This window comes from Pilosibacter sp. YYHA0881 (assembly GCF_051602715.1).
Taxonomy (GTDB): Bacteria; Bacillota; Clostridia; order Lachnospirales; family Lachnospiraceae; genus Alitiscatomonas; species Alitiscatomonas aceti.
In genome coordinates this window covers 1369848-1391119 of sequence record NZ_CP175657.1, presented here as the reverse complement: position 1 = coordinate 1391119, position 21272 = coordinate 1369848, and the positions used below count along the sequence as shown (strand labels likewise).

The 21272-nt window shown below is 54.2% G+C and carries 16 protein-coding genes; 12 read left to right on the top strand and 4 right to left on the bottom strand.

Annotated features, from left to right (window positions below):
• The first annotated feature begins 7 nt into the window (after positions 1–7).
• On the top strand, positions 8–859 hold the full coding sequence (locus ACI6NM_RS06525; protein ID WP_262427449.1) for a class I SAM-dependent methyltransferase: 852 nt from the start codon (positions 8–10) through the stop codon (positions 857–859).
• Complete coding sequence (locus ACI6NM_RS06520) at positions 856–4005, top strand: glycosyltransferase (RefSeq protein WP_262427450.1); 3150 nt, start codon at positions 856–858, stop codon at positions 4003–4005. Before ACI6NM_RS06525 ends, ACI6NM_RS06520 begins: the two co-directional genes overlap by 4 nt.
• Positions 4006–4851: 846 nt before the next feature.
• Here ACI6NM_RS06520 and ymfI read toward each other — a convergent pair.
• Positions 4852–5580 (bottom strand): elongation factor P 5-aminopentanone reductase, encoded by a 729-nt coding sequence (ymfI, locus tag ACI6NM_RS06515; RefSeq protein ID WP_262427451.1) that lies wholly within the window; start codon positions 5578–5580, stop codon positions 4852–4854.
• A 426-nt stretch (positions 5581–6006) separates the two neighbouring features.
• On the opposite strand from ymfI, the gene ACI6NM_RS06510 reads away from it, so the two are divergent.
• Genes ACI6NM_RS06510 through sdaAA form a run of 4 tightly spaced genes read left to right on the top strand, consistent with a single transcriptional unit; the run spans position 6007 to position 9976 of the window.
• On the top strand, positions 6007–6981 hold the full coding sequence (locus ACI6NM_RS06510) for an NAD(P)/FAD-dependent oxidoreductase (protein WP_262427452.1): 975 nt from the start codon (positions 6007–6009) through the stop codon (positions 6979–6981).
• 15 nt (positions 6982–6996) lie between these two features.
• Positions 6997–8367: a C40 family peptidase gene (locus ACI6NM_RS06505; RefSeq protein ID WP_262427453.1), complete on the top strand. Its 1371-nt coding sequence runs from the start codon at positions 6997–6999 to the stop codon at positions 8365–8367.
• A 22-nt stretch (positions 8368–8389) separates the two neighbouring features.
• Entirely contained in the window at positions 8390–9067 is a 678-nt protein-coding gene (gene sdaAB, locus ACI6NM_RS06500; protein WP_158358398.1) for an L-serine ammonia-lyase, iron-sulfur-dependent subunit beta, read from the top strand.
• A 15-nt stretch (positions 9068–9082) separates the two neighbouring features.
• Entirely contained in the window at positions 9083–9976 is an 894-nt protein-coding gene (gene sdaAA, locus ACI6NM_RS06495) for an L-serine ammonia-lyase, iron-sulfur-dependent, subunit alpha (RefSeq protein WP_022274167.1), read from the top strand.
• Positions 9977–10161: 185 nt separating this feature from the next.
• On the opposite strand, the gene ACI6NM_RS06490 is transcribed toward sdaAA, so the two are convergent.
• Both ACI6NM_RS06490 and hpf read right to left on the bottom strand, forming a co-directional pair.
• A complete protein-coding gene (locus ACI6NM_RS06490) occupies positions 10162–10659 on the bottom strand; it encodes a flavodoxin family protein (RefSeq protein WP_022274168.1) in 498 nt (165 codons plus the stop codon).
• Positions 10660–10739: 80 nt separating this feature from the next.
• The gene (hpf, locus tag ACI6NM_RS06485) at positions 10740–11267 is read right to left on the bottom strand and encodes a ribosome hibernation-promoting factor, HPF/YfiA family (protein WP_022274169.1); all 528 of its coding nucleotides are present in this window, start codon (positions 11265–11267) and stop codon (positions 10740–10742) included.
• A 628-nt stretch (positions 11268–11895) separates the two neighbouring features.
• On the opposite strand from hpf, the gene secA reads away from it, so the two are divergent.
• The 3 genes from secA to ACI6NM_RS06470 all read left to right on the top strand — a co-directional run bounded on the left by secA (position 11896) and on the right by ACI6NM_RS06470 (position 16350).
• Positions 11896–14475 (top strand): preprotein translocase subunit SecA, encoded by a 2580-nt coding sequence (gene secA / locus ACI6NM_RS06480; RefSeq protein WP_262427454.1) that lies wholly within the window; start codon positions 11896–11898, stop codon positions 14473–14475.
• Between the two features lie 16 nt (positions 14476–14491).
• Entirely contained in the window at positions 14492–15628 is a 1137-nt protein-coding gene (gene prfB, locus ACI6NM_RS06475) for a peptide chain release factor 2 (RefSeq protein ID WP_022274171.1), read from the top strand.
• A gap of 188 nt (positions 15629–15816) precedes the next feature.
• Complete coding sequence (locus ACI6NM_RS06470) at positions 15817–16350, top strand: GNAT family N-acetyltransferase (protein ID WP_262427455.1); 534 nt, start codon at positions 15817–15819, stop codon at positions 16348–16350.
• 118 nt (positions 16351–16468) lie between these two features.
• On the opposite strand, the gene ACI6NM_RS06465 is transcribed toward ACI6NM_RS06470, so the two are convergent.
• Positions 16469–17884, bottom strand: a complete 1416-nt coding sequence (locus ACI6NM_RS06465; RefSeq protein WP_215653312.1) for a PspC-like choline-binding domain-containing protein — start codon at positions 17882–17884, stop codon at positions 16469–16471.
• A gap of 271 nt (positions 17885–18155) precedes the next feature.
• Here ACI6NM_RS06465 and ACI6NM_RS06460 point away from each other — a divergent pair, with 271 nt between their 5' ends.
• The 3 genes from ACI6NM_RS06460 to ACI6NM_RS06450 are packed head-to-tail and all read left to right on the top strand — an operon-like array spanning position 18156 to position 21253.
• Positions 18156–19103 carry an AAA family ATPase gene (locus ACI6NM_RS06460; protein WP_262427456.1) on the top strand — a complete coding sequence of 316 codons (948 nt, stop codon included), beginning with the start codon at positions 18156–18158 and terminating at the stop codon, positions 19101–19103.
• On the top strand, positions 19100–20158 hold the full coding sequence (locus ACI6NM_RS06455; protein ID WP_262427457.1) for a DUF58 domain-containing protein: 1059 nt from the start codon (positions 19100–19102) through the stop codon (positions 20156–20158). Before ACI6NM_RS06460 ends, ACI6NM_RS06455 begins: the two co-directional genes overlap by 4 nt.
• A gap of 3 nt (positions 20159–20161) precedes the next feature.
• Positions 20162–21253, top strand: coding sequence for a hypothetical protein (locus tag ACI6NM_RS06450; protein ID WP_262427458.1), 1092 nt, complete (start codon positions 20162–20164; stop codon positions 21251–21253).
• Positions 21254–21272 lie beyond the last annotated feature (19 nt).

The following is a 21272-nucleotide window of genomic DNA, read 5'->3' as shown; positions in this document are numbered from 1 at the left end:
TCGGATCATGATAAAGAACGATGCCAGCTATGAGATCCTGGATCTGATGGCCAGATATGAAAATGATACAGAGGCAGCTTTAAAGGCGGAGACGTCCCCGGAGTGCCTGTATGCCTTTTCTCCTTTACGGGAGAACCTGTTTGAGTGGACGGAGATCCAGGGGGATTCCCGGGTCCTGCAGATCGGCTCCGATTACGGTTCTTACACAGGGCTCCTGGCCCGCCGGGCCGGGGAGACGGTGGTACTGGATCCCAGGGACGAAAACCTGGAGGTGAACCGTCTGCGCCATGGAACGTATGGAAATCTCCGTTTTGTCCGGGGGGATATCTTAAAGCCGGAAGCCGGATATAAGGAGTATAAGCCAGGAAATGGAACAGCTCCCCTGGAGTTTCCGGGGGAAGGGTTTGACCTTATTTTTATGGCCGGAACCCTGGAACAGTATAAGAAGGAAGAGGCAGAGGCAGTCCTAAAGGCGGCGGCCGGGCTTCTGAAGCCGGAGGGGACCCTGTACTTTGCAGCGGAGAACGCGGCGGGAGTCCGCTACTGGATGGGAGCGGAGCGGTTTGACGTTTCCTTCCTGCGGGCGGAGGTACTGGAGCTTCTGGAGTCCCTGGAGGGGACTTACGGAGGCAGCTCCCTTCTTTATTATCCCGTTCCCGATTACCGGTATCCGGCGGCAGTCTACTCAGACGCATATCTGCCGGAGAACGGAGAGGTGACCAATATATCCGCCAGGCTCGATGGGCCGGGACTGACCTTCGGAAGCGAGGAGCAGGCCATGGCCATGGCATGCAGGAACGGAGTATTTTCCAGCTTTGCCAATTCGTTCCTGGGAGCGTACAGGAGAGGACAGTCATGAGACAGATCATATATGTGAAATATAACCGGACCCGGTCGGAGAAATTCCAGCTGAAGACGGCCATCGTCCGGGAAAACGGCGCCCTTTCCGTGGAAAAGACGGCGCTTACGGAAGCGGGAGCCGGTCATATGGGCTCGTTTTGGGAAAAGTACCAGATGATCCGGGAACAGAATCCCAGGATCCGTTTCCTGGAGCCAGAGTTTAAGGACGGCGGAAAGACCGTCTGCTTCCGGTATCTGGAGGGAGAGACCCTGGCAGACGCCCTGGCGGACCGGATCCATATGGGCCAGATCCCCTATGAGGAGCTGGAGCGGGTCATGGCCCTGGTGTTCCCGGAGGATTTTTCTGTGGACAGCGGGCATTTTTCCATAAAAGAACAGACGGGCGGCCCCTTTGCTCCCAGCCAGGGCTTTACAGAGGTATTCGGGCCTGTGCCGGAGGGGCTGGAGGAGCTGGGACGGCTCACCGCGGCCCCCAACGTGGACGGATTATTTGAAAATCTCATGATCTCGGACGGCCATGTTTACGGCATTGATTATGAGTGGGTCTTTGACATGGAGATCCCCGCAAGGTTCCTTCATTACAGGAACCTGCTGTATTTTTACCGCCGGTGCGAGGCTTCGGTCTCTTCCGCACAGGAGGAACTTTTCGCCCACTTTGGCATAGGGGAAGAGGAGCAGAGGCTTTTTGCTTCCATGGAGGAGCACTTCCAGGCGTATGTCCATGGAAACGGCGGCTTCCAGTACATGAAGCAGTATGAGCAGCCGGTGAAGAGCCTGGAGGAGCTCCTGGAGGCCCACAGGAAGCTGCCGGAGGTGGTGGAATGGTGCGAGACCCTGAACCAGACGGTGGCTGAGCGGGACGTGACCATCCAGAAGCAGCAGGAGGTCCAGCGGCTCACCAATAACCATGTGGCGAACCTGGACGTGATCATCGCGGATCTCCGCCGGGAAAACGGGGAGATCGCAAAAACGCTGCAGTACCTTTCTAAGCACGAGTCGGTGGTATGGAAGGGCTTAAGAAAGTGCCACAGGCTGATGGACCGGGCCTTCCCGGAGGGGACCAGAAAGAGAAAGGTCTTAAAATATGTGAAAAACACCATCCGCCATCCGGGAAAATATCTGGGCCTTTATCTGACGGGCGAAGGAAGGAACCGGATCGGCGGCGATTTCCATATCGGCGAGGGATATCTGGAACACGGAAAGCTGCGGTTCCCATATTTTGAGGAGCCGGAGGTCTCTGTGGTGATCCCGGTCTATAACCAGATCCACTATACCTACGCCTGTCTGCTGTCCATTCTGGAAAACACGCCGGACGTGTCCTATGAGATCATCATTGCCGACGACGTTTCCACCGACGCCACCAGAGAGCTTTCCAGATATGCGGAGAATGTGGTGATCTGCCGCAATGAGACCAACCAGGGCTTTTTAAGAAACTGCAACAATGCGGCGAAAAAGGCCCGGGGAAAATATATCATGTTCTTAAATAACGATACCCAGGTGACGCCGGGGTGGCTTTCCTCTCTGGTGGATCTGATCGGCTCCGATCCGTCCATCGGTATGGTGGGCTCCAAGCTGGTGTACCCGGACGGACGGCTCCAGGAGGCCGGCGGCATTATCTGGAGCGACGGCTCCGGCTGGAATTATGGCCGCCTGGACGATCCGGATAAGGCGGAATATAATTATGTGAAGGACGTGGACTATATTTCCGGAGCCGCCATCCTGTTATCCAGGAAGCTGTGGAACCAGATCGGCGGCTTTGACGACCGATTCGCTCCGGCCTACTGCGAGGATTCCGACCTGGCCTTTGAGGTGCGGAAGGCCGGCCTGCGGGTGGTATACCAGCCCCTTTCCAAGGTGATCCATTTTGAGGGCGTGTCCAACGGCACCGACGTCAACGGAACGGGCTTAAAGCGCTACCAGGTGGAGAACAGCCGGAAGCTTAGGGAAAAATGGGCTGAGGAGTTTAAAAAGCAGTGTGTCAATACGGGAAATCCCAACCCGTTCCGGGCCAGGGAAAGGAGCCAGGGAAAGCCGGTGATCCTGGTGGTGGATCATTATGTGCCCACCTTCGATAAGGACGCCGGTTCCAAGACCACCTACCAGTATCTGAAAATGTTCCTGAAGAAGGGATATGTGGTGAAGTTCCTGGGGGATAATTTCCTTCATGAGGAGCCGTATTCCACGGTCCTGCAGCAGATGGGCGTGGAGATCCTTTATGGACCGGAATACCAGGCAGGGATCTGGGACTGGATCATGAGAAATAAGGATGAGATCGACTTTGCTTATCTGAACCGGCCTCATATTGCAGTGAAGTACGTGGACTTCCTGAAGCAGAACACGGACATCAAGATCATTTATTATGGCCACGATCTCCATTTCCTCAGGGAATACCGGGAGTATGAGCTGACCGGAGACATCCAGAAAAAACGGGATTCCGATTACTGGAAATCCATCGAGTTTTCTCTGATGGAGAAGGCGGCCGCGGCCTACTATCCGTCCTATGTGGAGGAGGAGGCCATCCATGCGGTGAAGCCGGAGCTGCCGGTGAAGGCCATTACAGCGTATGTATATGAAACGTTTCTGGAAAACATTGACATGGATTTTGCAAAGCGGGAGGGCCTCCTGTTTGTAGGCGGCTTTGCCCATCCGCCCAATGCAGACGCGGTCCTGTGGTTTGCAAAGGAGGTATTCCCTCTGATCCGGGAGAAGCTGGATGTGACCTTTTACGTGGTGGGTTCCAAGGTGACGGAGGAGATCCGGGCCCTGGAGCAGCCGGGAAGCGGCATTGTGGTCAAAGGCTTCGTATCCGAAGAGGAGCTGGCGGCGCTTTACGCCGGCAGCCGCCTGGTGGTGGTCCCCTTACGGTATGGGGCGGGGGTCAAGGGTAAGGTGGTGGAGGCTATTTATAACGGCTCTGTCATCGTTACCACATCCATCGGGGCGGAAGGCATTCCGGAGGCCGGGGATATCATGCGGATCGCCGACGAGCCGGAGGACTTTGCCGGGGCGGTGGTGAGCCTTTATAACGATCCGGATACCTGCGCCGCCATGTGCCGGAAGACCCAGGCCTACATCCGGGAGCATTTCAGCGTGGACGCCGCCTGGAAGGTCATTGAAGAGGACTTTACGCGGCAGGAGAGATAATTTAGGTAGATGAAGATGGGCCGCCCGCTTTGCGGGCGGCCTGGATACAGAACGCGGACCCCTGGGACTTTCTTCCAGGGCTCCGCGTTCTGTATTTAAGGAAGCGGCTAGCCAAGGATTTTTGGAAGCCGTCTCATTTTATTATTCTCCCCGGCCGATGTTCCGGCCGGTAATTTCAGCCAGCTCCTCCAGCTTACGATCCTTGCCCGCCCCAGGCTGGCTCTTTGGCCCCGCGCTCCAGGCCTCCCCTCTGATCGGTTTCCCCGTTCTCCTGTTCTTGCCCGCCCTAGCTAGCTTTTTTGGCCTCGCGCTCCAGTCATCCCCCTGGTCAGCTTCTCTGTTCCCCTGTCCTTGCCCGCTTTAGTCAGCTTTTTTGGTCTCGCGCCCCGGTCATCCCCCAGCTAGCTTCTTTGTTCCCCTGTCCTTGCCCATCCCAGGTCAGCCTCTCTGGCCGATTATTCTGTGTATTTTTGTGGTTAGTCTTGACTATTGGGCATAAAGGGGGAAATTTTTCCCCCATACCCAGAAATTAGGGGAATTTTGGGCATAGGGGAAGAAATATGGGGGTGTATGCCCATAAGACCAGGGAAAAGCGGGAAAAAGACGGGATTTCCGGAAGAAATTGGGCATACCGGGAAAAAAGATATGTTTATGCCCAATAGTCCAGACTAACCAGACGGATTTTCACACTTCGGGCCGGAATCCGCACCTGCCCCAAAAACCCCGTCCCGGAGCCGGAATCTATGTCGGCTAAAAGTCCGATCCAGAGTCCGGAGTCCGCACTGCCGGAATCCTGGAGCGCTGTTCCAAGGTCCCGACCCGTGCCAGGAACGGTCTTCCTCTGGATCAGATCCACCCTCCGTCCAGACGGAGGATCTGGCCGGTGAGGTAGTCCGGGGATCCTGTCATGGCAAAGACCACATCGGCCACCTCTTCCGGCCGCCCCATGCGGCCGGCCGGGATCTCGTCCAGGAGCGCTTCTTCCTCTTCTGCGGACAGAAACCCGTTCATTTCCGTATCGATGGCGCCGCAGGCAATGGCATTGACCTGGATCCCGGAGGGAGCCAGCTCCTTGGCAAGAGCCTGGGTAAGGGCTCCCACACCGCCCTTGGAGGCAGAATAGGCTGCCTCACAGGAAGCGCCGCAGACGCCCCATACAGAGGAAATATTGACAATGCGGCCAGACTGTTTTTTTATCATGCCCGGAACCGCCAGCTTACAGCAGTGGAAGACCGACGACAGGTTGGAGGCGATCAGCGTGTTCCACTGGGAAACATCCATATCCTGTAAAAGCCCGATCCAGGAGATCCCGGCGTTGTTGACCAGGATATCCAGGTCTCCGAAATGTTCCTGGATCTGGGCAAACAGGCGGACGCAGTCCTCCCAGATTCCCACGTCTGCCTGGACTGCCAGACAGGCGGCTCCCAGTGCCTCAGCTTCTTTTTTTACCTGCTCCAGGCGGTCTGTGCTGCGGGCACAGTTGATGACCACATTATATCCGTGCTCCGCGTATTTTAAGGCGATGGCTCTCCCGATCCCACGGGAGGAGCCAGTCACCAGGACAGTTTTCTTCATACATATGTCTCCTTTCACTTGCAGGCAGTTTCCTGGGATTCCCAGAAAGACCTTACCATTTTCCCTAAAAATATTTTCTAAAAACTAAAATTTTCCGAGAAAAATTATTTTTCCAAAAACTATGAATTTCCCCAAACTTTTATGTTCGGGAAAATTCCCATGGACAGAAATTCTTTATAGCTGCCGCAGCTTTATTATACACGCTCCGGAATCGTTTTTCCAGGGAAAGGCCAGGAGCTGCCACAATAATGCCACGAATATTTCCTGGAAAACCGTTTGTATTCTTTCCCAGGACTGTGATATACTAAGGAGGAATTATGTGCCTGGGAAGGACCAGGCCGAAAAATGGAATGTCTGCGGCCGGAACGGCCTGGTTTCCAATGGATGTCCAGGTCCGGGAGGCAGAGACAGGAATGGGAGGAGAGCATGGAACAGATTTATGATCTTGTGATCTTAGGTTCCGGCCCGGCGGGCCTTGGAGCCTCCATATACGCCCAGAGAGCAGAATTAAAGACACTGGTAATAGAAAAAGAGATGGTCAGCGGCGGACAGGTGCTGACCACCTACGAGGTAGATAATTACGCTGGCCTTCCGGGGATCAACGGCTTTGACCTGGGAATGAAATTCCGGGAGCATGCGGACCGGCTGGGAGCAGAATTTGCCGAGGACTCCATCATCGGGATCCAACAGGCCGGAGAGGACGGCGAGGGCCTTTTAAGGGCTGCTGAGGCCGGAGACGGCGGCCCTGTTCTTTGGAAGCTGAACGGGGAAAACGGCACGTATCTGGCAAGGACAGTGATCATCGCCACAGGAGCACGCCACAGGAAGCTGGAGGTTCCCGGTGAGGAACGGCTCATGGGCATGGGTGTCTCCTACTGTGCCACCTGTGACGGAGCCTTCTTTAAAAAGAAGACAGCCGCCGTGGTGGGAGGCGGAGACGTGGCCATCGAGGACGCTATTTTCCTGGCAAGGATCTGTGAGAAGGTATATCTGATCCACCGCCGGAACGAGCTCAGAGGAGCAAAGAGCCTCCAGAAAAAGCTGATGGAGATGGAAAATGTAGAGATCCTCTGGGATACGGTGACAGATTCCATCAACGGGGAAAACAAGGTGGAATCCTTAAGCCTCACCAATAAAAAAACGGGAGAAAAGAGGGAGCTTCCCGTGGACGGCGTATTCATTGCCGTGGGGATCTCTCCCAATACAGAGGGCCTGGAGGACCTGGTGGCCATGGACGGAGGCCATTATATCCTGGCGGGAGAGGATGGAAAAACATCCCGGCCAGGGATCTTTGCGGCCGGAGACGTGCGCACGAAGAACCTGCGCCAGATCGTTACAGCCGTGGCTGACGGAGCCAACTGTGTGACCAGCGCAGAGCGGTATTTAAACGGACAGCAATAAGGAAGGAAAGACAGAATGAAAAACAGAAAGATCATACTGACCGTTGGATGCGCCCTGGCGCTTATGCTGGCTCCTGCGACGGTTTACGCAGATACGGCAGCCCAGACCAGCCCCCGCCTGGGGATCCCGGTGGTGGGCTCCAACGGGGAGGCGTACGCCAATGTGGCCATTTCCCGGGTGAGCAATTATGTCAATGTGCGGACCGAGCCCAACACCAGCAGCGGTATCGTTGGAAAGATCTATAATAACTGCGCAGCCACTATTTTAAAAACCGTGGACGGCGAGGGCGGCGCCTGGTACCAGATCCAGTCCGGCTCTGTCAACGGATACATAAAAGCAGAATATTTTATCACCGGAGCGGAGGCGGAGAAGGTGGCGAAGCAGGTGGGGACCGTATATGCCGCCATCAATACGGATACCCTGCGGCTCAGGGAGGAACCCAACACCACCAGCGCCACGCTGACGCTTTTGTCCAGGGATGCCGAATACATCGCCACAAAGGAAGAGGGCGATTTTGTACAGATCCAGGTGGACTACGAGTTGAGCGGCTATGTACATAAGGACTATATCACCCAGCGGGTGGAGTTCGACCAGGCGGTCAGCGTAGAGGAAGAAAAGAAAAAGAAAGAGGAAACGGAAAAGCTCCAGAAGGAGGCCCAGGAGGCCATCGCCGCCATGGAACAGCTTCGGAAAGAGGAAGGCGTCCAGAATGGAGGCACCGTGATCTCACCGGAGATTTCCTCGTCGGAGATTGGCTTTATCCAGGCAAACCCCAATGAGGAGCCGGTTTCCCAGAATGCGATGAAGCCTGCGGAGGGCCAGAATACGGGCGTTGGCAGCCAGTCCGGGCCTGGAGGCAGCGGAAGCAGCGGGAACGCTGGAGGTTCCGGGACCAATAGCCCGGACGGCGGAGCTGGCTCTGGAAATTCCGGAACCATCGGCAGCCAGTCCGGTCCCGGCGGGGATACGGACGTTTCCCAGGAGATCCTGGCTCCGTCCGGCCCCGGAAGCGCAGAGCTGGCCTCTGCCACCCGGACAGCCATTGTGGCTTATGCAAAGCAGTTCCTGGGAAATCCCTATGTATACGGCGGGACAAGCCTTACAGAGGGAGCGGACTGCTCAGGCTTTACGATGAAGATCTTTGAGCACTTCGGGATCAGCACCGGAAGGAGCTCCAGGGACCAGGCGGCCAAGGGAAAAGAGATCCCCATTGATTCGGTCCAGCCGGGAGATCTGCTGTTCTACGCCAGCGGCGACTACATCAACCATGTGGCCCTGTACATCGGCGGCGGACAGATCATCCACGCCAGCACGCCTAAAAATGGGATCATGATCACAACTGCATATTACAGGACGCCTTATAAGGCGGTTACGTTTTTAAATTAACATTCAGGAGGAATCAAAGAGTATGAACGAGATTGGAACGTTTGATATTCTGGGACCAAATATGATCGGTCCCTCCAGCTCTCACACAGCAGGAGCGCTGCGGATCGCCTTTGTTGCGGGCCGTATGGTAGAAAGGGCTGTGTCTGTGAAATTTGTGCTTTACGGCTCTTTTGCAAGAACGTACCATGGCCATGGTACGGACCGGGCTCTGGTGGGCGGTATCCTGGGCTACCATCCCGACGACGAGCGGATCCGGGATTCTTTTGAACACGCAAAGGAGGCCGGCCTGGCGTTCTCCTTTGAAGAGAACTTTACAGACAAGGAGATCTATCCCAATACCGTGGATATCTACGTGACGGATAAGGACGGGAGCGTCGTGTCCCTGCGGGGAAAATCCATCGGCGGTGGAAATGCGGTGATCACAAGGCTCAACGGCGTGGATGTGGAGCTGACGGGCAATTACTGCACATTAGTGGTGGAGCATGTGGACAAGAAGGGGACCCTGGCCTTTGTGACCACGGTTTTAAGCGCCTACGATCTGAACATCGGTTCCCTGCGCCTTTACCGGGAGAGCAAGGGAAAACGGGCTTACGCCATCATCGAAGTGGATACCAATGTGTCAAACCAGGTAGTCAGCGCCTTAAAGGGCGTGGAATCAGTGACAAATGTGCTGGTAGTGCCGGCCATCCAGCTGGATTAACGGAGGGAAAGGGATATGAATTTTATCAACGGTGCGCAGCTTTTAGAATACTGTGAAAAAGAAAATAAAAAGATCTCCGAGGCCATGTTCGAGCGGGAGACCACGTTCCTGGAGCAGGACGGGGAAAAGACAAGAGCCAGAATGAAAAAGGCCTTTTCCATCATGCAGGCGGCAGTGAAGAAGCCGTTAAAAGAGGACATTGTCAGCATGGGAGGCATGATCGGCGGAGAGAGCAAGAAGCTCCACGCCTTACGGGAGCAGGGAAAAAATATCTGCGGCGACGTGGTCTCCAAGGCCATTGCTTATGCGGTGGGCGTCCTGGAGGTCAACGCTTCCATGGGACTTATCGTGGCGGCTCCCACAGCCGGTTCCTCCGGCGTGATCCCGGGAACCCTCTGCGCTCTCCAGGAGCAGTACGGCTTTACCGATGACGAGATCTGCCAGGCACTGTTCAACGCGGCTGCCATCGGCTATCTGATCACCAGAAACGCCACCACAGCGGGAGCAGAGGGCGGCTGCCAGGCGGAGGTGGGGTCTGCCAGCGCCATGGCTGCATCGGCGGCTGTGGAGCTTTTTGGAGGTACTCCGAGGCAGTGCATGGACGCGGCCTCCTTTGCCATGGTCAATATCCTGGGTCTGGTCTGTGACCCCATCGGCGGCCTGGTGGAGAATCCCTGCCAGAACCGGAACGCCATGGGCGCTTCCAATGCGCTGATCTCTGCGGAGCTTTCCCTGGCGGGCGTAAAGAGCATTACGCCCATCGACGAGACCATTGGGGTCATGTACGCCGTGGGACGTTCCATCCCATCGGAGCTCAGGGAGACCTCTCTGGGCGGTATGGCTGTTGCCAAGAGCGCCTGCGAGAATTGTATGGCATGTGCGAATAAACGGAATAAAATGAAAAAATAGGATTAAAACAAAAATGTCCCCTGGCCACCAGTTATGGATAGCCAGGGGATGTTTTTGTCTTAGGAATGTACGTCCTGTGAAAAAACGCTGTACGGGGACCGCCATGGGAGCGGAAGGGAATTTCGCCGCAGAAGCGGCCCGTCATAGGCGGAGAACCCCGCAGGCGGGCTTCTTCCTTACGGAGCTTACTTGAAGAGCTCGGCTGCTTTGGAAGCGAAGCGCTGTCCAAATACGGGGAAGAGATCCATTCCAGTCATTTCCGGTCCGGTACATACAGGCCCCAGATGGATATTGGGTTTTCCAAGGCTGGTCCCGCCGGAGTAGACCAGCATTCCCTTTACCAGGAGCTGGGTCAGGATGCTTTCGATGGCCATGACCGGGCCGCCCTGGGGAACATTGGAGGTGGCGAAGGCACCGCCCAGCTTTCCGCCCAGGCTTACGGGGCAGGTATCCAGCCACTGCTTTAGCTGCCAGGATTCAGCGGCATAATAATCCGGCGTTCCGAATAATACGCCGGCGGATTCCTGGAGCTCCTTTACATACTCGTCCTTTTTTTCACTGAAGGATGAAACGGGGATCAGAACGGCCTCCATGCCCTCTACGGCCTCAATGCCTTTGACAATCTCTTTTGCGGCTGCCTCTGTGCGGCCTGTGGATGAATGGTAAACGATGGATATTTTCATTGCGGTTCCTCTCTTTCATAAAAAGACCGGTGCGGGAGATTCCGCGCACCGGCCTTTAAAAAGCTTGTCCATGGGGGTCGTTAGAATTCCGGTTCGATCAGACCATAGGAATTTGATTTTCTCTTATAAACAACATTGACCTCGTTGGTATCTGCGTTCAGGAACATAAAGAAGTTGTGGCCCAGAAGCTCCATCTGGATGCAGGCCTCCTCCGGATCCATCGGCTTCATTGCGAAGCGTTTGGTCTTTACGATCTTTATGGTCTCCTCATGCTCCGGCTCCTCCTGAAGGAAGGCTTCGCTGAAGGAAAGCGCACTCTGTTTCTTATCAATGAGTTTTGTTTTATATTTTTTGATCTGACGTTCGATGATCTCTTCCACAAGGTCAATGGAAACATACATATCATTGGAATCCTGTTCGGCACGGATGATGCTGCCTTTGACAGGGATCGTTACCTCAATTTTCTGGCGTCCTTTCTCTACGCTCATGGTTACCTGTACTTCCGTATCAGGAGAAAAATAGCGTTCCAGCTTTCCGATCTTATTTTCTGCTGCTTCTTTTAAACCTGGTGTAATGTCGATGTTCTTTCCGCTGATGATATAACGCATAGAATCAACTCCTTCTTTTGGGATGGCCTTATTATAGCACATAATTCTGTAAAAAACAACTAAAATTATAAAAGGTGCGACAACTTGAAGGGGTGTACAGATCTGTAAAACGATAGGGGTACTATCGACAGCCTTCGCCATTTGTCAATGGTTTTGCTGGAAAAACTGGTCGAAAAAGTGAATTTTATGAGATGTGTACAAAAATATGAAAAATTACGCGTCCACCGAAAAATAGGAATCAACCATGGGATAAATTGTGGATAATGTGGATAACTTGGTGTATAAGTGCGTTTTTCAGTAAAATAAAGGAAAAACAGGGGGGACAACTTTCAACAAAAGTTTTGTGGACGACGGTGGATAAAGTGGATAACCGGAAAATCGAATGTATGGTTTGTGCAATCTGCCAGTTTACAATAATTTTACATTCCAGGCGGGTGAAAGCGGCGGAATGGTCCCATCCGGCGGCCGGAGCCATGGACAGAAATATGTCTAAATTGTTAAAAAAAAAGGAAAGCATTGAATAAACCGTATGAAGGTGATAGAATATAAAGGATTGTATGATAGCAGAATTGTCCTCCGGCCACAGAAAGCCGGGGAAAAGAAAGTTTTAGATTTAGGAGCGTGCAGAATGAATCTTGTTGAAAAAGTATTTGGAACGCACAGTGAGCGGGAGCTGAAGCTGATCTACCCGATTATTGATAAAATTGAAAAGCTGCGTCCGGAAATGCAGAAAATGAGCGACGAGGAGTTAAAGGACCAGACCAGGAAGTTTAAAGAGCGCCTGGCAGCCGGAGAGACTCTGGATGATCTTCTTCCGGAGGCCTTTGCCACCGTCCGGGAAGCAGCAAAAAGAACCTTAAAAATGGAGCATTATCCGGTCCAGCTCATCGGCGGTATCGTCCTGCACCAGGGCCGTATCGCAGAGATGAAGACCGGTGAAGGCAAGACCCTTGTGTCCACATGTCCGGCCTACTTAAACGCGCTGTCCGGAAAGGGCGTCCAGATCGTAACGGTCAACGACTATCTGGCAAAGCGTGACGCCGAGTGGATGGGACAGGTCCATGAGTTCTTAGGCCTTAAGGTGGGCGTGGTATTAAACTCCATGACCTCCGAAGAGAGAAAGGCCGCCTATAACTGCGATATCACCTATGTGACCAACAACGAGCTGGGCTTTGACTATCTCCGCGATAATATGGCCATCTACAAAGAGCAGATGGTGCTGAGAGACCTGGATTACTGTATCATCGACGAGGTGGACTCTGTCCTCATCGATGAAGCCAGGACGCCTCTGATCATTTCCGGCCAGAGCGGAAAGTCCACAAAGCTCTACGAGGTCTGCGACGTGCTGGCAAGGCAGCTGACCCGGGGCGAGGAGTCCGGAGAGTTCAATAAGTTCAACGCCATCATGGGCGAGGAGATCGAAGAGACCGGAGACTTTATCGTAAACGAAAAGGATAAGGTGGTAAACTTAACGGCCGAGGGCGTTAAGAAGGTAGAGCAGTTCTTCCATATTGAAAACCTGGCTGATCCGGAGAACCTGGAGATCCAGCACAACATCATCCTGGCCCTCCGCGCCAATTACATGATGTTCCGGGATAAGGATTATGTAGTAAAGGACGACGAGGTGCTGATCGTTGACGAGTTCACCGGCCGTATCATGCCGGGCCGCCGGTATTCCGACGGTCTCCACCAGGCCATCGAGGCGAAGGAGCACGTAAACGTAAGAAGAGAGTCCAGGACCCTGGCCACCATCACCTTCCAGAACTTCTTTAATAAGTTCCGCAAGAAGGCCGGTATGACCGGTACGGCCCAGACAGAGGAGCGGGAGTTCCGGAATATCTATGGAATGGACGTTATCGTGATCCCCACCAACCGCCCGGTGATCCGTAAGGATCTGGAGGATGCCGTTTATAAGACGAAGAAGGAAAAATTCCACGCTGTGGTGGAGGAAATCGTAAAGGCCCATGAAAAGGGACAGCCGGTGCTGGTGGGCACCATCACCATCGAGACCTCCGAAATGTTAAGCCACATGCTGAAAAAGCGCGGAGTTCCCCATAAGGTATTAAACGCCAAGTTCCATGAGCTGGAGGCGGAGATCGTTGCAGAGGCCGGCGTACACGGCGCTGTGACCATTGCCACCAACATGGCCGGCCGTGGTACGGATATCAAGCTGGATGACGAATCCAAGGCCCTGGGCGGCTTAAAGATCATTGGTACGGAGCGCCATGAGTCCAGACGTATCGACAACCAGCTGCGCGGCCGTTCCGGCCGTCAGGGCGATCCGGGTGAATCCCGTTTCTACCTGTCCCTGGAGGACGACCTGATGCGTCTCTTCGGTTCAGATAAGCTTATGAGCATGTTTAATGCCCTGGGAGTTCCGGAGAACGAGCAGATCGAGCATAAGATGCTGTCCACAGCCATCGAAAAGGCCCAGAAGAAGATCGAGACAAATAACTACGGGATCCGTGAGAACCTGTTAAAATACGATGAAGTCATGAACGAGCAGCGTGAGGTGATCTACGCAGAGCGTCTCCAGGTATTAAACGGAGAGAACATGCGCGACGTGATCATGAAGATGCTCAACGACATCGTGGAAGGCGCTGTGGATATGTCCATTGGAGACGAGCAGTCTGCGGATAAGTGGAACTTTAAGGAGCTGAACGAGCTGATCCTTCCGATCATTCCCTTAAAGCCCCTGGAGCTCAATGACGAGATCCGTCATATGAAGAAGGATGAACTGAAGCACGCCTTAAAGGAGAAGGCCACCAAGTTCTATGAGGCCAAGGAAACGGAATTCCCGGATGCAGAGCAGATCCGTGAGATCGAGCGGGTGGTGCTCTTAAAGGTGATCGACAATAAGTGGATGTCCCATATCGACGATATGGACCAGCTCCGCCAGGGGATCGGCCTTCAGGCCTATGGCCAGAGGGATCCGCTGGTAGAGTATAAGATGAGCGGATATGAGATGTTCGAGGATATGTCCTCTGCCATCCGTGAAGATACGGTCCGCATCCTCTGCCATATCCGTGTGGAGCAGAAGATCGAGAGAGAGGCTGCGGCCCGGGTGACAGGCACCAACAGGGACAACACGGCAGCCAGAACTCCCCAGAGACGGGCAGCCCAGAAGATCTACCCCAACGATCCCTGTCCCTGCGGATCCGGTAAAAAATATAAACAGTGCCACGGCAGAAAGCCGTTAGCCCAGTAAGAGAGGACGAGATTCTATGGTTGAGTTAGATCAGTTTAAATATACGTTATCCACATATGAAAAACCGCTTCAGGAAGTTCGGGAATCCTTAAACCTGGATGCGAAGATCAGGCGGATCGACGAGCTTGACAAGACCATGGAGGAGCCCAGCTTCTGGGAAGATGCAGAATTATCCACAAGGCTTGTGAAGGAAGCGAAGCATTTAAAAGATACGGTCGCGGAGTTTAACAGGCTTCAGAACCAGTATGAGGAGATCGGTCTGATGATCGAGATGGGGTACGAGGAGAACGACCCGGCCATCGTTCCGGAGATCCAGAAGATGGTGGATGAATTTTCCGACGAGCTGGAGGCCTTGCGGCTCCGTACCCTTTTGACGGGAGAATACGACGGCAACAATGCCATCATGCGCCTCAACGCAGGAGCCGGAGGGACCGAATCCTGCGACTGGTGCAGCATCCTTTACCGGATGTACTGCCGGTGGGCGGAGAGCAAGGGCTTTTCCGTGGAGATGTTAGACTATCTGGCCGGTGAAGAGGCCGGGATCAAGTCAGTGACTCTCCAGATCAACGGGGAGAACGCCTTTGGCTATCTGAAATCCGAGAGAGGCGTCCACCGCCTGGTGCGGATCTCCCCGTTCAACGCCAACGGAAAGCGGCAGACCTCCTTTGTATCCTGTGACGTGATGCCGGATATTGAGGAGGATCTGGATGTGGAGATCAATCCAGACGACCTAAGGATCGATACCTACCGGTCCAGCGGTGCCGGCGGGCAGCACATCAATAAGACCTCCTCTGCGGTGCGTATCACCCATATCCCCACAGGGATCGTGGTACAGTGCCAGAATGAACGGTCCCAGTTCCAGAACAAGGACAGGGCCATGCAGATGTTAAAGGCAAAGCTTTATATGCTGAAGCAGCAGGAGAACGCGGAGAAGATCTCTGATCTCCGGGGCGATGTCAAGGAGATCGCCTGGGGCAGCCAGATCCGCTCCTATGTGCTCCAGCCCTATACGCTCATTAAGGATCACAGGACCGGCTTTGAGAGCGGGAATGTGACCAGCGTGCTGGATGGCAGCATCGACGGATTCATCAGCGCATACCTCAAGTGGGAAAGCCTGGGACGGCCGCAGGTGAAGGGCGGAGAGAGCGAATAAGCAGATTCTGGGCGGAAGCGGAGGATCCCGCTGGTTTCTGGCCTGGCAGAGCCCGGTCTGCGGGAAGATGGACAAAAAGAAAAGAGAGGACCGGTTCCTGGGCCTGTGCCCTGGGACCGGTCTGTTTGGTATTGATGGAAGGAATGCCGGATCTCAGCCGGAAAAATGTGGAACAGGAGGAAATACGTATGCGTCTGGAGCGGGTCACGGATTCGTCACATCCCATGTATAACGAGGCCTTAAGGCTGTATCAGATAAGTTTCCCTTATCATGAACAGAGAGAGGAGCTGTCCCAGAAAAGGATCTTAGGGGACAGTGAATACTGCTTTGATCTGGTCTATGATGAGGATAGGTTCGTGGGGCTGATCCTGTATTGGGAGAATGAAGAATTTATTTACATTGAGCATTTCTGTATCTGCCCGGAAATGAGAAATAAGCGGTACGGGGAACGGGTGCTGGCGCTTTTGGGGAAAGGGGAGAAACCGCGGATCCTTGAGATCGATCCCCCTGTGGATGATATTTCCAGGCGCAGGAAAGGGTTTTATGAGAGATGCGGGTTTATAGACAATCCCTACGAGCATACGCATCCAGCGTATCATCAGGAAAGCCGGGGACACAGCCTGGTGCTGATGACCAGCCCGGAACGTCTGTCCGGGGAAGCGTTTGAGAGATTCAGCAGATATCTGGGAGAGCGGGTTATGAAGGATGAGTTTGCAGGCTGACTAGAGGCCGGCCGGAAACGGATCTTATGGGATCTGAGCGATGTGATTTGAGAGAAAAAGGAGCGGCGCTCCATAGACAATTTTCTGTCTATGGGGTGCCGCTTTTGTGGTAAGGGGGTTATTCTTCTTTGTGCTCTTTTTCAGTACACTTTTCTTCCAGATGCTCGTGGACTACAATTCCATGTTTACCGGTACAGTAGTAGTATCCGTCAGCATCTTTAACGTTTTTCTTGTTCTTCTGGATTGCGCCGCTTTCATTTACCAGGTAGCGTTTTCCGTCGTATTCAACAATACCGTATTTGCTGTCTTCCTCTGCTGCCAGACGTCTGCCGTTGACATAGATGTAGTTGTCATTGATGCCGTTGGTACCTGCTCCCTTAGGAGAACCACTGGATTTGAAATCGAAGGTATAGGAACTTCCGTCAATGGTGAGAGTCTGGGTACCAGTTTTGGCAGCTCCGTCACCGCCGAAGTAGCATACATAAACATTTTCTTCTACATTTTCGATATCGCTGATATAGTCAATGGAACTGATACTTTCAATTTTCTTCTTATCAGAAGAGTCAACTTTAACTTTTTTAAGACCTGTCACTAACTCGCCATATTCATTAAACGCGTATGTTTTTCCATCAATGGTCCGGAACTCAGAGACTGCGGTCTTTCCTGCGCTGGTGGAGTAATACCAGTATACGCTGCCGTCGTCGTGGGCACTGGAGTGCATCTCAGAGTCAGGAACCGCCTGGAACCATCCGGTACGCAGATAAGGCTCTTCAGAATCTCCGTAGTAGGACCAATCCCAATCGCCGTCGTCGCCCTTGTGCCATCCATACTGCGCCACACCTCTCTCATCAAAGAAGTACTCCTTGCCGCCGATGGATTTCTTGGTGCTCACAGTCTTCTTGCCGTTGGAGCCGAAGTAGAAGTGGTAGGTGGGCTCGGTCTCGTCCTCGTTGGTGTCGTCGGGAACTGTGGTGTATACCCAGGCGTTGGTCACTACACTGCCGTCGCCCTCGCCGTCGGCATAGTATAAGCCGTTGGCCCAGTCGTCCTCAGATTCCACATATTCGCCGCTCTCAGTGACCCATCCGCTCATCATACGTCCGTAATGGTCGAACACGTATTTCTTATCGCCGACCTCATAAACCTTGGCCTTGCTGCCGTCGCTCTTGATGGCTTTTCCGTTGGAGCCGAAGTAGTACCAGCTTCCCTCGCCTACCAGCTCGTCGCCCTGCCATTCCGGGTTCTGGATGAATTTCCATACGTTGGTGGCCATGGCTCCGGAGGAACCTAAGTAGTAGTAGTTGTCGTCGTCTTCGATCAGGGTGCGGCGGAGCATGATGCCGTCGCTTCCGAGATAATAATACAGGTTTCCGTCCTGTTTCCAGCCGTCCTTAAAGTATTCTCCGTCGTTCTGTACATATACCCATTCGTCTCCTAAAGCCTGCCACTGGGCAGCAGAAGCGGAAAATACAGTTCCCAGGGTGAGAACTGCAGAAGCTGTCAGAACAGCGTAGCAGAAATTTGCTTTTTTCATAGATGTACTCTCCTCCTTGTATCGCGCATGATTTGAAGGGCGCGTTTTTTTCTATTCCTGTTATGTACTATCATACCACTAAGTGGCAAGGTCTGTCCAGAACTAAGTTGGGGTAAAAGTGTGGCATGGCATTACGAATTGTTTAAGAATTAAGAACATTTTCCCAGAACCGCCGTTATGGAGCCGGATCCTGGTGAAAACCTTCTTGCGCCCGTGGCCGGAGCGGTCTATAATAAGTAGAGAAATATTCCAAAAACGGAGGAGACAGGCAATGGAATACAGCCATTTTAAGGAACATACAGACCGGGTGGTGGAAAGCTGTTCCCGGGTGATCGTCGGCAAGGAGGAAACGGTCCGGCTGATTTTTATCAGCTTTTTATGCTCCGGACACGTGCTTTTAGAGGACGTGCCGGGAACGGGAAAGACCATGCTTTTAAAGGCATTTGCAAGGACTGTGGGCAGCGGGTTTAAGCGGATCCAGTTTACGCCGGATCTTCTGCCGTCGGATCTTACGGGCATCAATTTTTATAACCAGAAAACAGGGGAGTTCCAGTTCCGCGAGGGCCCCCTGTTTACCAATATCGTGCTGGCGGACGAGATCAACCGGGCCACGCCCAGAACCCAGTCCAGCCTTCTGGAGGCCATGGAGGAAAGCCAGATCACCGTGGACGGCGTTACCTATCCCATGGCAGAGCCGTTCTTTGTCATGGCCACCCAGAATCCGGTGGAATCCTATGGGACGTTTCCCCTGCCGGAAGCCCAGCTGGACCGGTTTTTCATGAGACTGAGCCTGGGCTACATGACCAGGGAGCAGGAGATGGAGGTGGTGTCCAGGCCGTCCACAGCAGATATTTTAAACTCCCTGGAGCCGGTGGTGAGCCCGGAGGTGATCCGCGAGATGAAGGAACTATATACGAAGGTGCGGGTCCAGAAGGATGTCCTGGGCTACATGATGGACATTGTGGAAAAGACCCGGACGGAGAGCCGGTTTGTCACCGGAGTATCCACCAGGGGGGCCATCGCCCTCTATAAAGCCTCCCAGGCCATGGCCGCGTCCCTGGGACGGGATTTTGTGATCCCAGAGGATGTGAAGGCCGCAGCGCCCTGGGTCCTCAGCCACAGGATCATCTCCAGGGGAGGCGAAAGCTTTGAGGATGCGAGAAAATATCTGGGACAGATCATGGAGGATATCCCGGTTCCCATGGAGAACCTGCGATGATCGTATTTCTTGGAGTCCTGGGACTTCTGGTATGGCTGGCGGAGAAATATTCCATGGACCATGTGCTGGATGGACTGGACTTTGCCACGGCCCTGGATAAGACCGTGGTGGAGCCGGGGGAGGATTTTTCCTGGACCATGACCATAAACAACCGGAAGCGTCTTATGGTCCCCTATCTCCAGATGAGGGAGCAGATCCCCACAGGACTTGTCTTTTCTGAAAACGGAGAGAACGTGGCGGCAAAGTCCTCTGGAGATCACCTTTCGGTGCTTTACCTTAAGGGACGCCAGAAGACGGAGTTAGAGCGGAGGGTCCTTTTAAAAAAGCGGGGAAGATATTTCTTCCGGGGCGTTTCGGCAGAGGCCGGGGATTTCCTGGGGCTTCAGACCGCGCTGGAGACGTATCCGGAATTAAAGGAGATCGTGGTAAAGCCGGCTCCCAGCGGCTGGGAGGAGCTTCCCAGGCTCCTGGGCGGATATGCAGGCGAATATGTGGTGAAACGGAGCCTCTTTGAGGATCCTGTGCTGATCCGTGGGTTCAGGGAATACACGGGCCGGGAGCCCCTGCGGTCCATCAGCTGGGTCCAGAGCGCCAGACAGAGCCGGTTTTTGGTCAAGGAGCAGGAAAATATGACGGATCTTTCCTGTACCATCCTCCTGGATGTGGAGTGCCGGGACGAGGAACGGGAAGCAGAGCTTCTGGAGCAGTGCTTTTCCATGGTCCGCAGTATCTGTGAGGAGCTGGAAAAGCGGAGGATCGCCTATGATTTCCAGACCAACGGCGTGATCGCCGGGGCCATGGGAAACTGGAACCGGATCGGAGAGGGCCTGGGGCCGGGCCATCTGGAGACTGTGCTGGAGGGGCTGGGAAGGATGACCTACGACTGCCGGATGGGGAGCGGGGAATTCCTTTCCGGCATCCGGAAGGGGCTCCGGTCTGGAAAAAGCCTGATCTATGTGGCTCCGGACCGGAACCAGGACGCGGCGCCGTACCTTTCGTCCCTGGAAGAGCGGTCCGGCCGGAGGCTGCTGGCGCTTTATGGGGAGGATGTGTAGAAAATGGACATACTGGTTTTTAAGATATTGACGGACGTGTGTTTTTATATGGCCATGTTCATGCCCCTGTTCCTTTCCGGCCCCCTCTGGGTGCGGGTGCTGCTTTTTCTGGCGCTGGCATCCTGGTGCGTCTGGCTTCTGATCTGCTGGAAAAAGCGGAACATGGAGGAGCGGGCCCATGACAGCCTCATGACGGAGGCCAGGCTTCTTCTTGCGGCGGGCTGTATCCAGTGGCTTTCCCTGGGAACGGAGGTCTGGGGAAGACGGTGTGTCCCGTTTTTTACAGCCTTCCTGGTTCTCGGGATCTTCCTTTTAAGGGCCCTGCGCCTGGCCCGGACGGGACAGGGGAGAGGCGGCTTCTGGGGAAGGACTGCCGGGGAGCTTCTGGCGGTGCTGGCGGCGGCCGGCATCCTTTCCAGCCAGGCTGTGACCGGAGGGCTTCTGTACGGCCTGAAATTTCTGTACATGACCCTGGTGGTGCCGGTGCTGGAGCTTATGGTCCGCCTCCTGGCAGGTACCCTTATGGGGATCTCCTGGATCTTTTCCAGGCTTTTTAAGGATTTTTCCTACGAGATGCCCGAAAATGCCCTGGACGGCCTGATGGCTCCGGAGGCGCTCCCGGGCTTTGAGGGGACGGCGGCCTCTGAAACGCCGGCGTTTCTGAAGCTTTTGGGAACTCTTGCGGCAGCCGCAGCCCTGGTTTTGTTTTTCTGGTTTCTGTACCGGATGCTGTCCGGCCGCGGTCGGGAAACGGACCGGAGGCCGGCCGGAACGGTGAGAAGAAGCCAGGCGGCTCCGGAGACGGGAAAACGGGCCGGGGCCAGAGAGTATATGGGAGACCGGGGCGTCCGGTATTATTTCCGTAAATTTTTAAAGCTCTGCGTCGCCTTCCAGCTTCCAGCAGATGAACGGTCCGCCAGCAGCGAGACCGTGTGCAGCGATGCGGTCCGCTCCTGGGGAATGGAGGAGGAGATCACCGCATTCCGGGATCTGTATCGGAAGGTCCGGTATGGAGAAAAGGAGGAAACGGAGGCTTTTAAGAGAGAGGCCAGGGAGATCTATAAGAAGGTAAAGAAAAAGGCGTCGGAACGCTGAGTTCCGGCGCCTTTTGAGA

Coding starts and splice junctions, on each gene's coding strand:
- ACI6NM_RS06525 (WP_262427449.1), top strand. CDS start 8: ATGATAAAGAACGATGCCAGCTATGAGATCCTGGATCTGATGGCCAGA.
- ACI6NM_RS06520 (WP_262427450.1), top strand. CDS start 856: ATGAGACAGATCATATATGTGAAATATAACCGGACCCGGTCGGAGAAA.
- ymfI (WP_262427451.1), bottom strand. CDS start 5,580: ATGAAGAAAACTGTCCTGGTGACTGGCTCCTCCCGTGGGATCGGGAGA.
- ACI6NM_RS06510 (WP_262427452.1), top strand. CDS start 6,007: ATGGAACAGATTTATGATCTTGTGATCTTAGGTTCCGGCCCGGCGGGC.
- ACI6NM_RS06505 (WP_262427453.1), top strand. CDS start 6,997: ATGAAAAACAGAAAGATCATACTGACCGTTGGATGCGCCCTGGCGCTT.
- sdaAB (WP_158358398.1), top strand. CDS start 8,390: ATGAACGAGATTGGAACGTTTGATATTCTGGGACCAAATATGATCGGT.
- sdaAA (WP_022274167.1), top strand. CDS start 9,083: ATGAATTTTATCAACGGTGCGCAGCTTTTAGAATACTGTGAAAAAGAA.
- ACI6NM_RS06490 (WP_022274168.1), bottom strand. CDS start 10,659: ATGAAAATATCCATCGTTTACCATTCATCCACAGGCCGCACAGAGGCA.
- hpf (WP_022274169.1), bottom strand. CDS start 11,267: ATGCGTTATATCATCAGCGGAAAGAACATCGACATTACACCAGGTTTA.
- secA (WP_262427454.1), top strand. CDS start 11,896: ATGAATCTTGTTGAAAAAGTATTTGGAACGCACAGTGAGCGGGAGCTG.
- prfB (WP_022274171.1), top strand. CDS start 14,492: ATGGTTGAGTTAGATCAGTTTAAATATACGTTATCCACATATGAAAAA.
- ACI6NM_RS06470 (WP_262427455.1), top strand. CDS start 15,817: ATGCGTCTGGAGCGGGTCACGGATTCGTCACATCCCATGTATAACGAG.
- ACI6NM_RS06465 (WP_215653312.1), bottom strand. CDS start 17,884: ATGAAAAAAGCAAATTTCTGCTACGCTGTTCTGACAGCTTCTGCAGTT.
- ACI6NM_RS06460 (WP_262427456.1), top strand. CDS start 18,156: ATGGAATACAGCCATTTTAAGGAACATACAGACCGGGTGGTGGAAAGC.
- ACI6NM_RS06455 (WP_262427457.1), top strand. CDS start 19,100: ATGATCGTATTTCTTGGAGTCCTGGGACTTCTGGTATGGCTGGCGGAG.
- ACI6NM_RS06450 (WP_262427458.1), top strand. CDS start 20,162: ATGGACATACTGGTTTTTAAGATATTGACGGACGTGTGTTTTTATATG.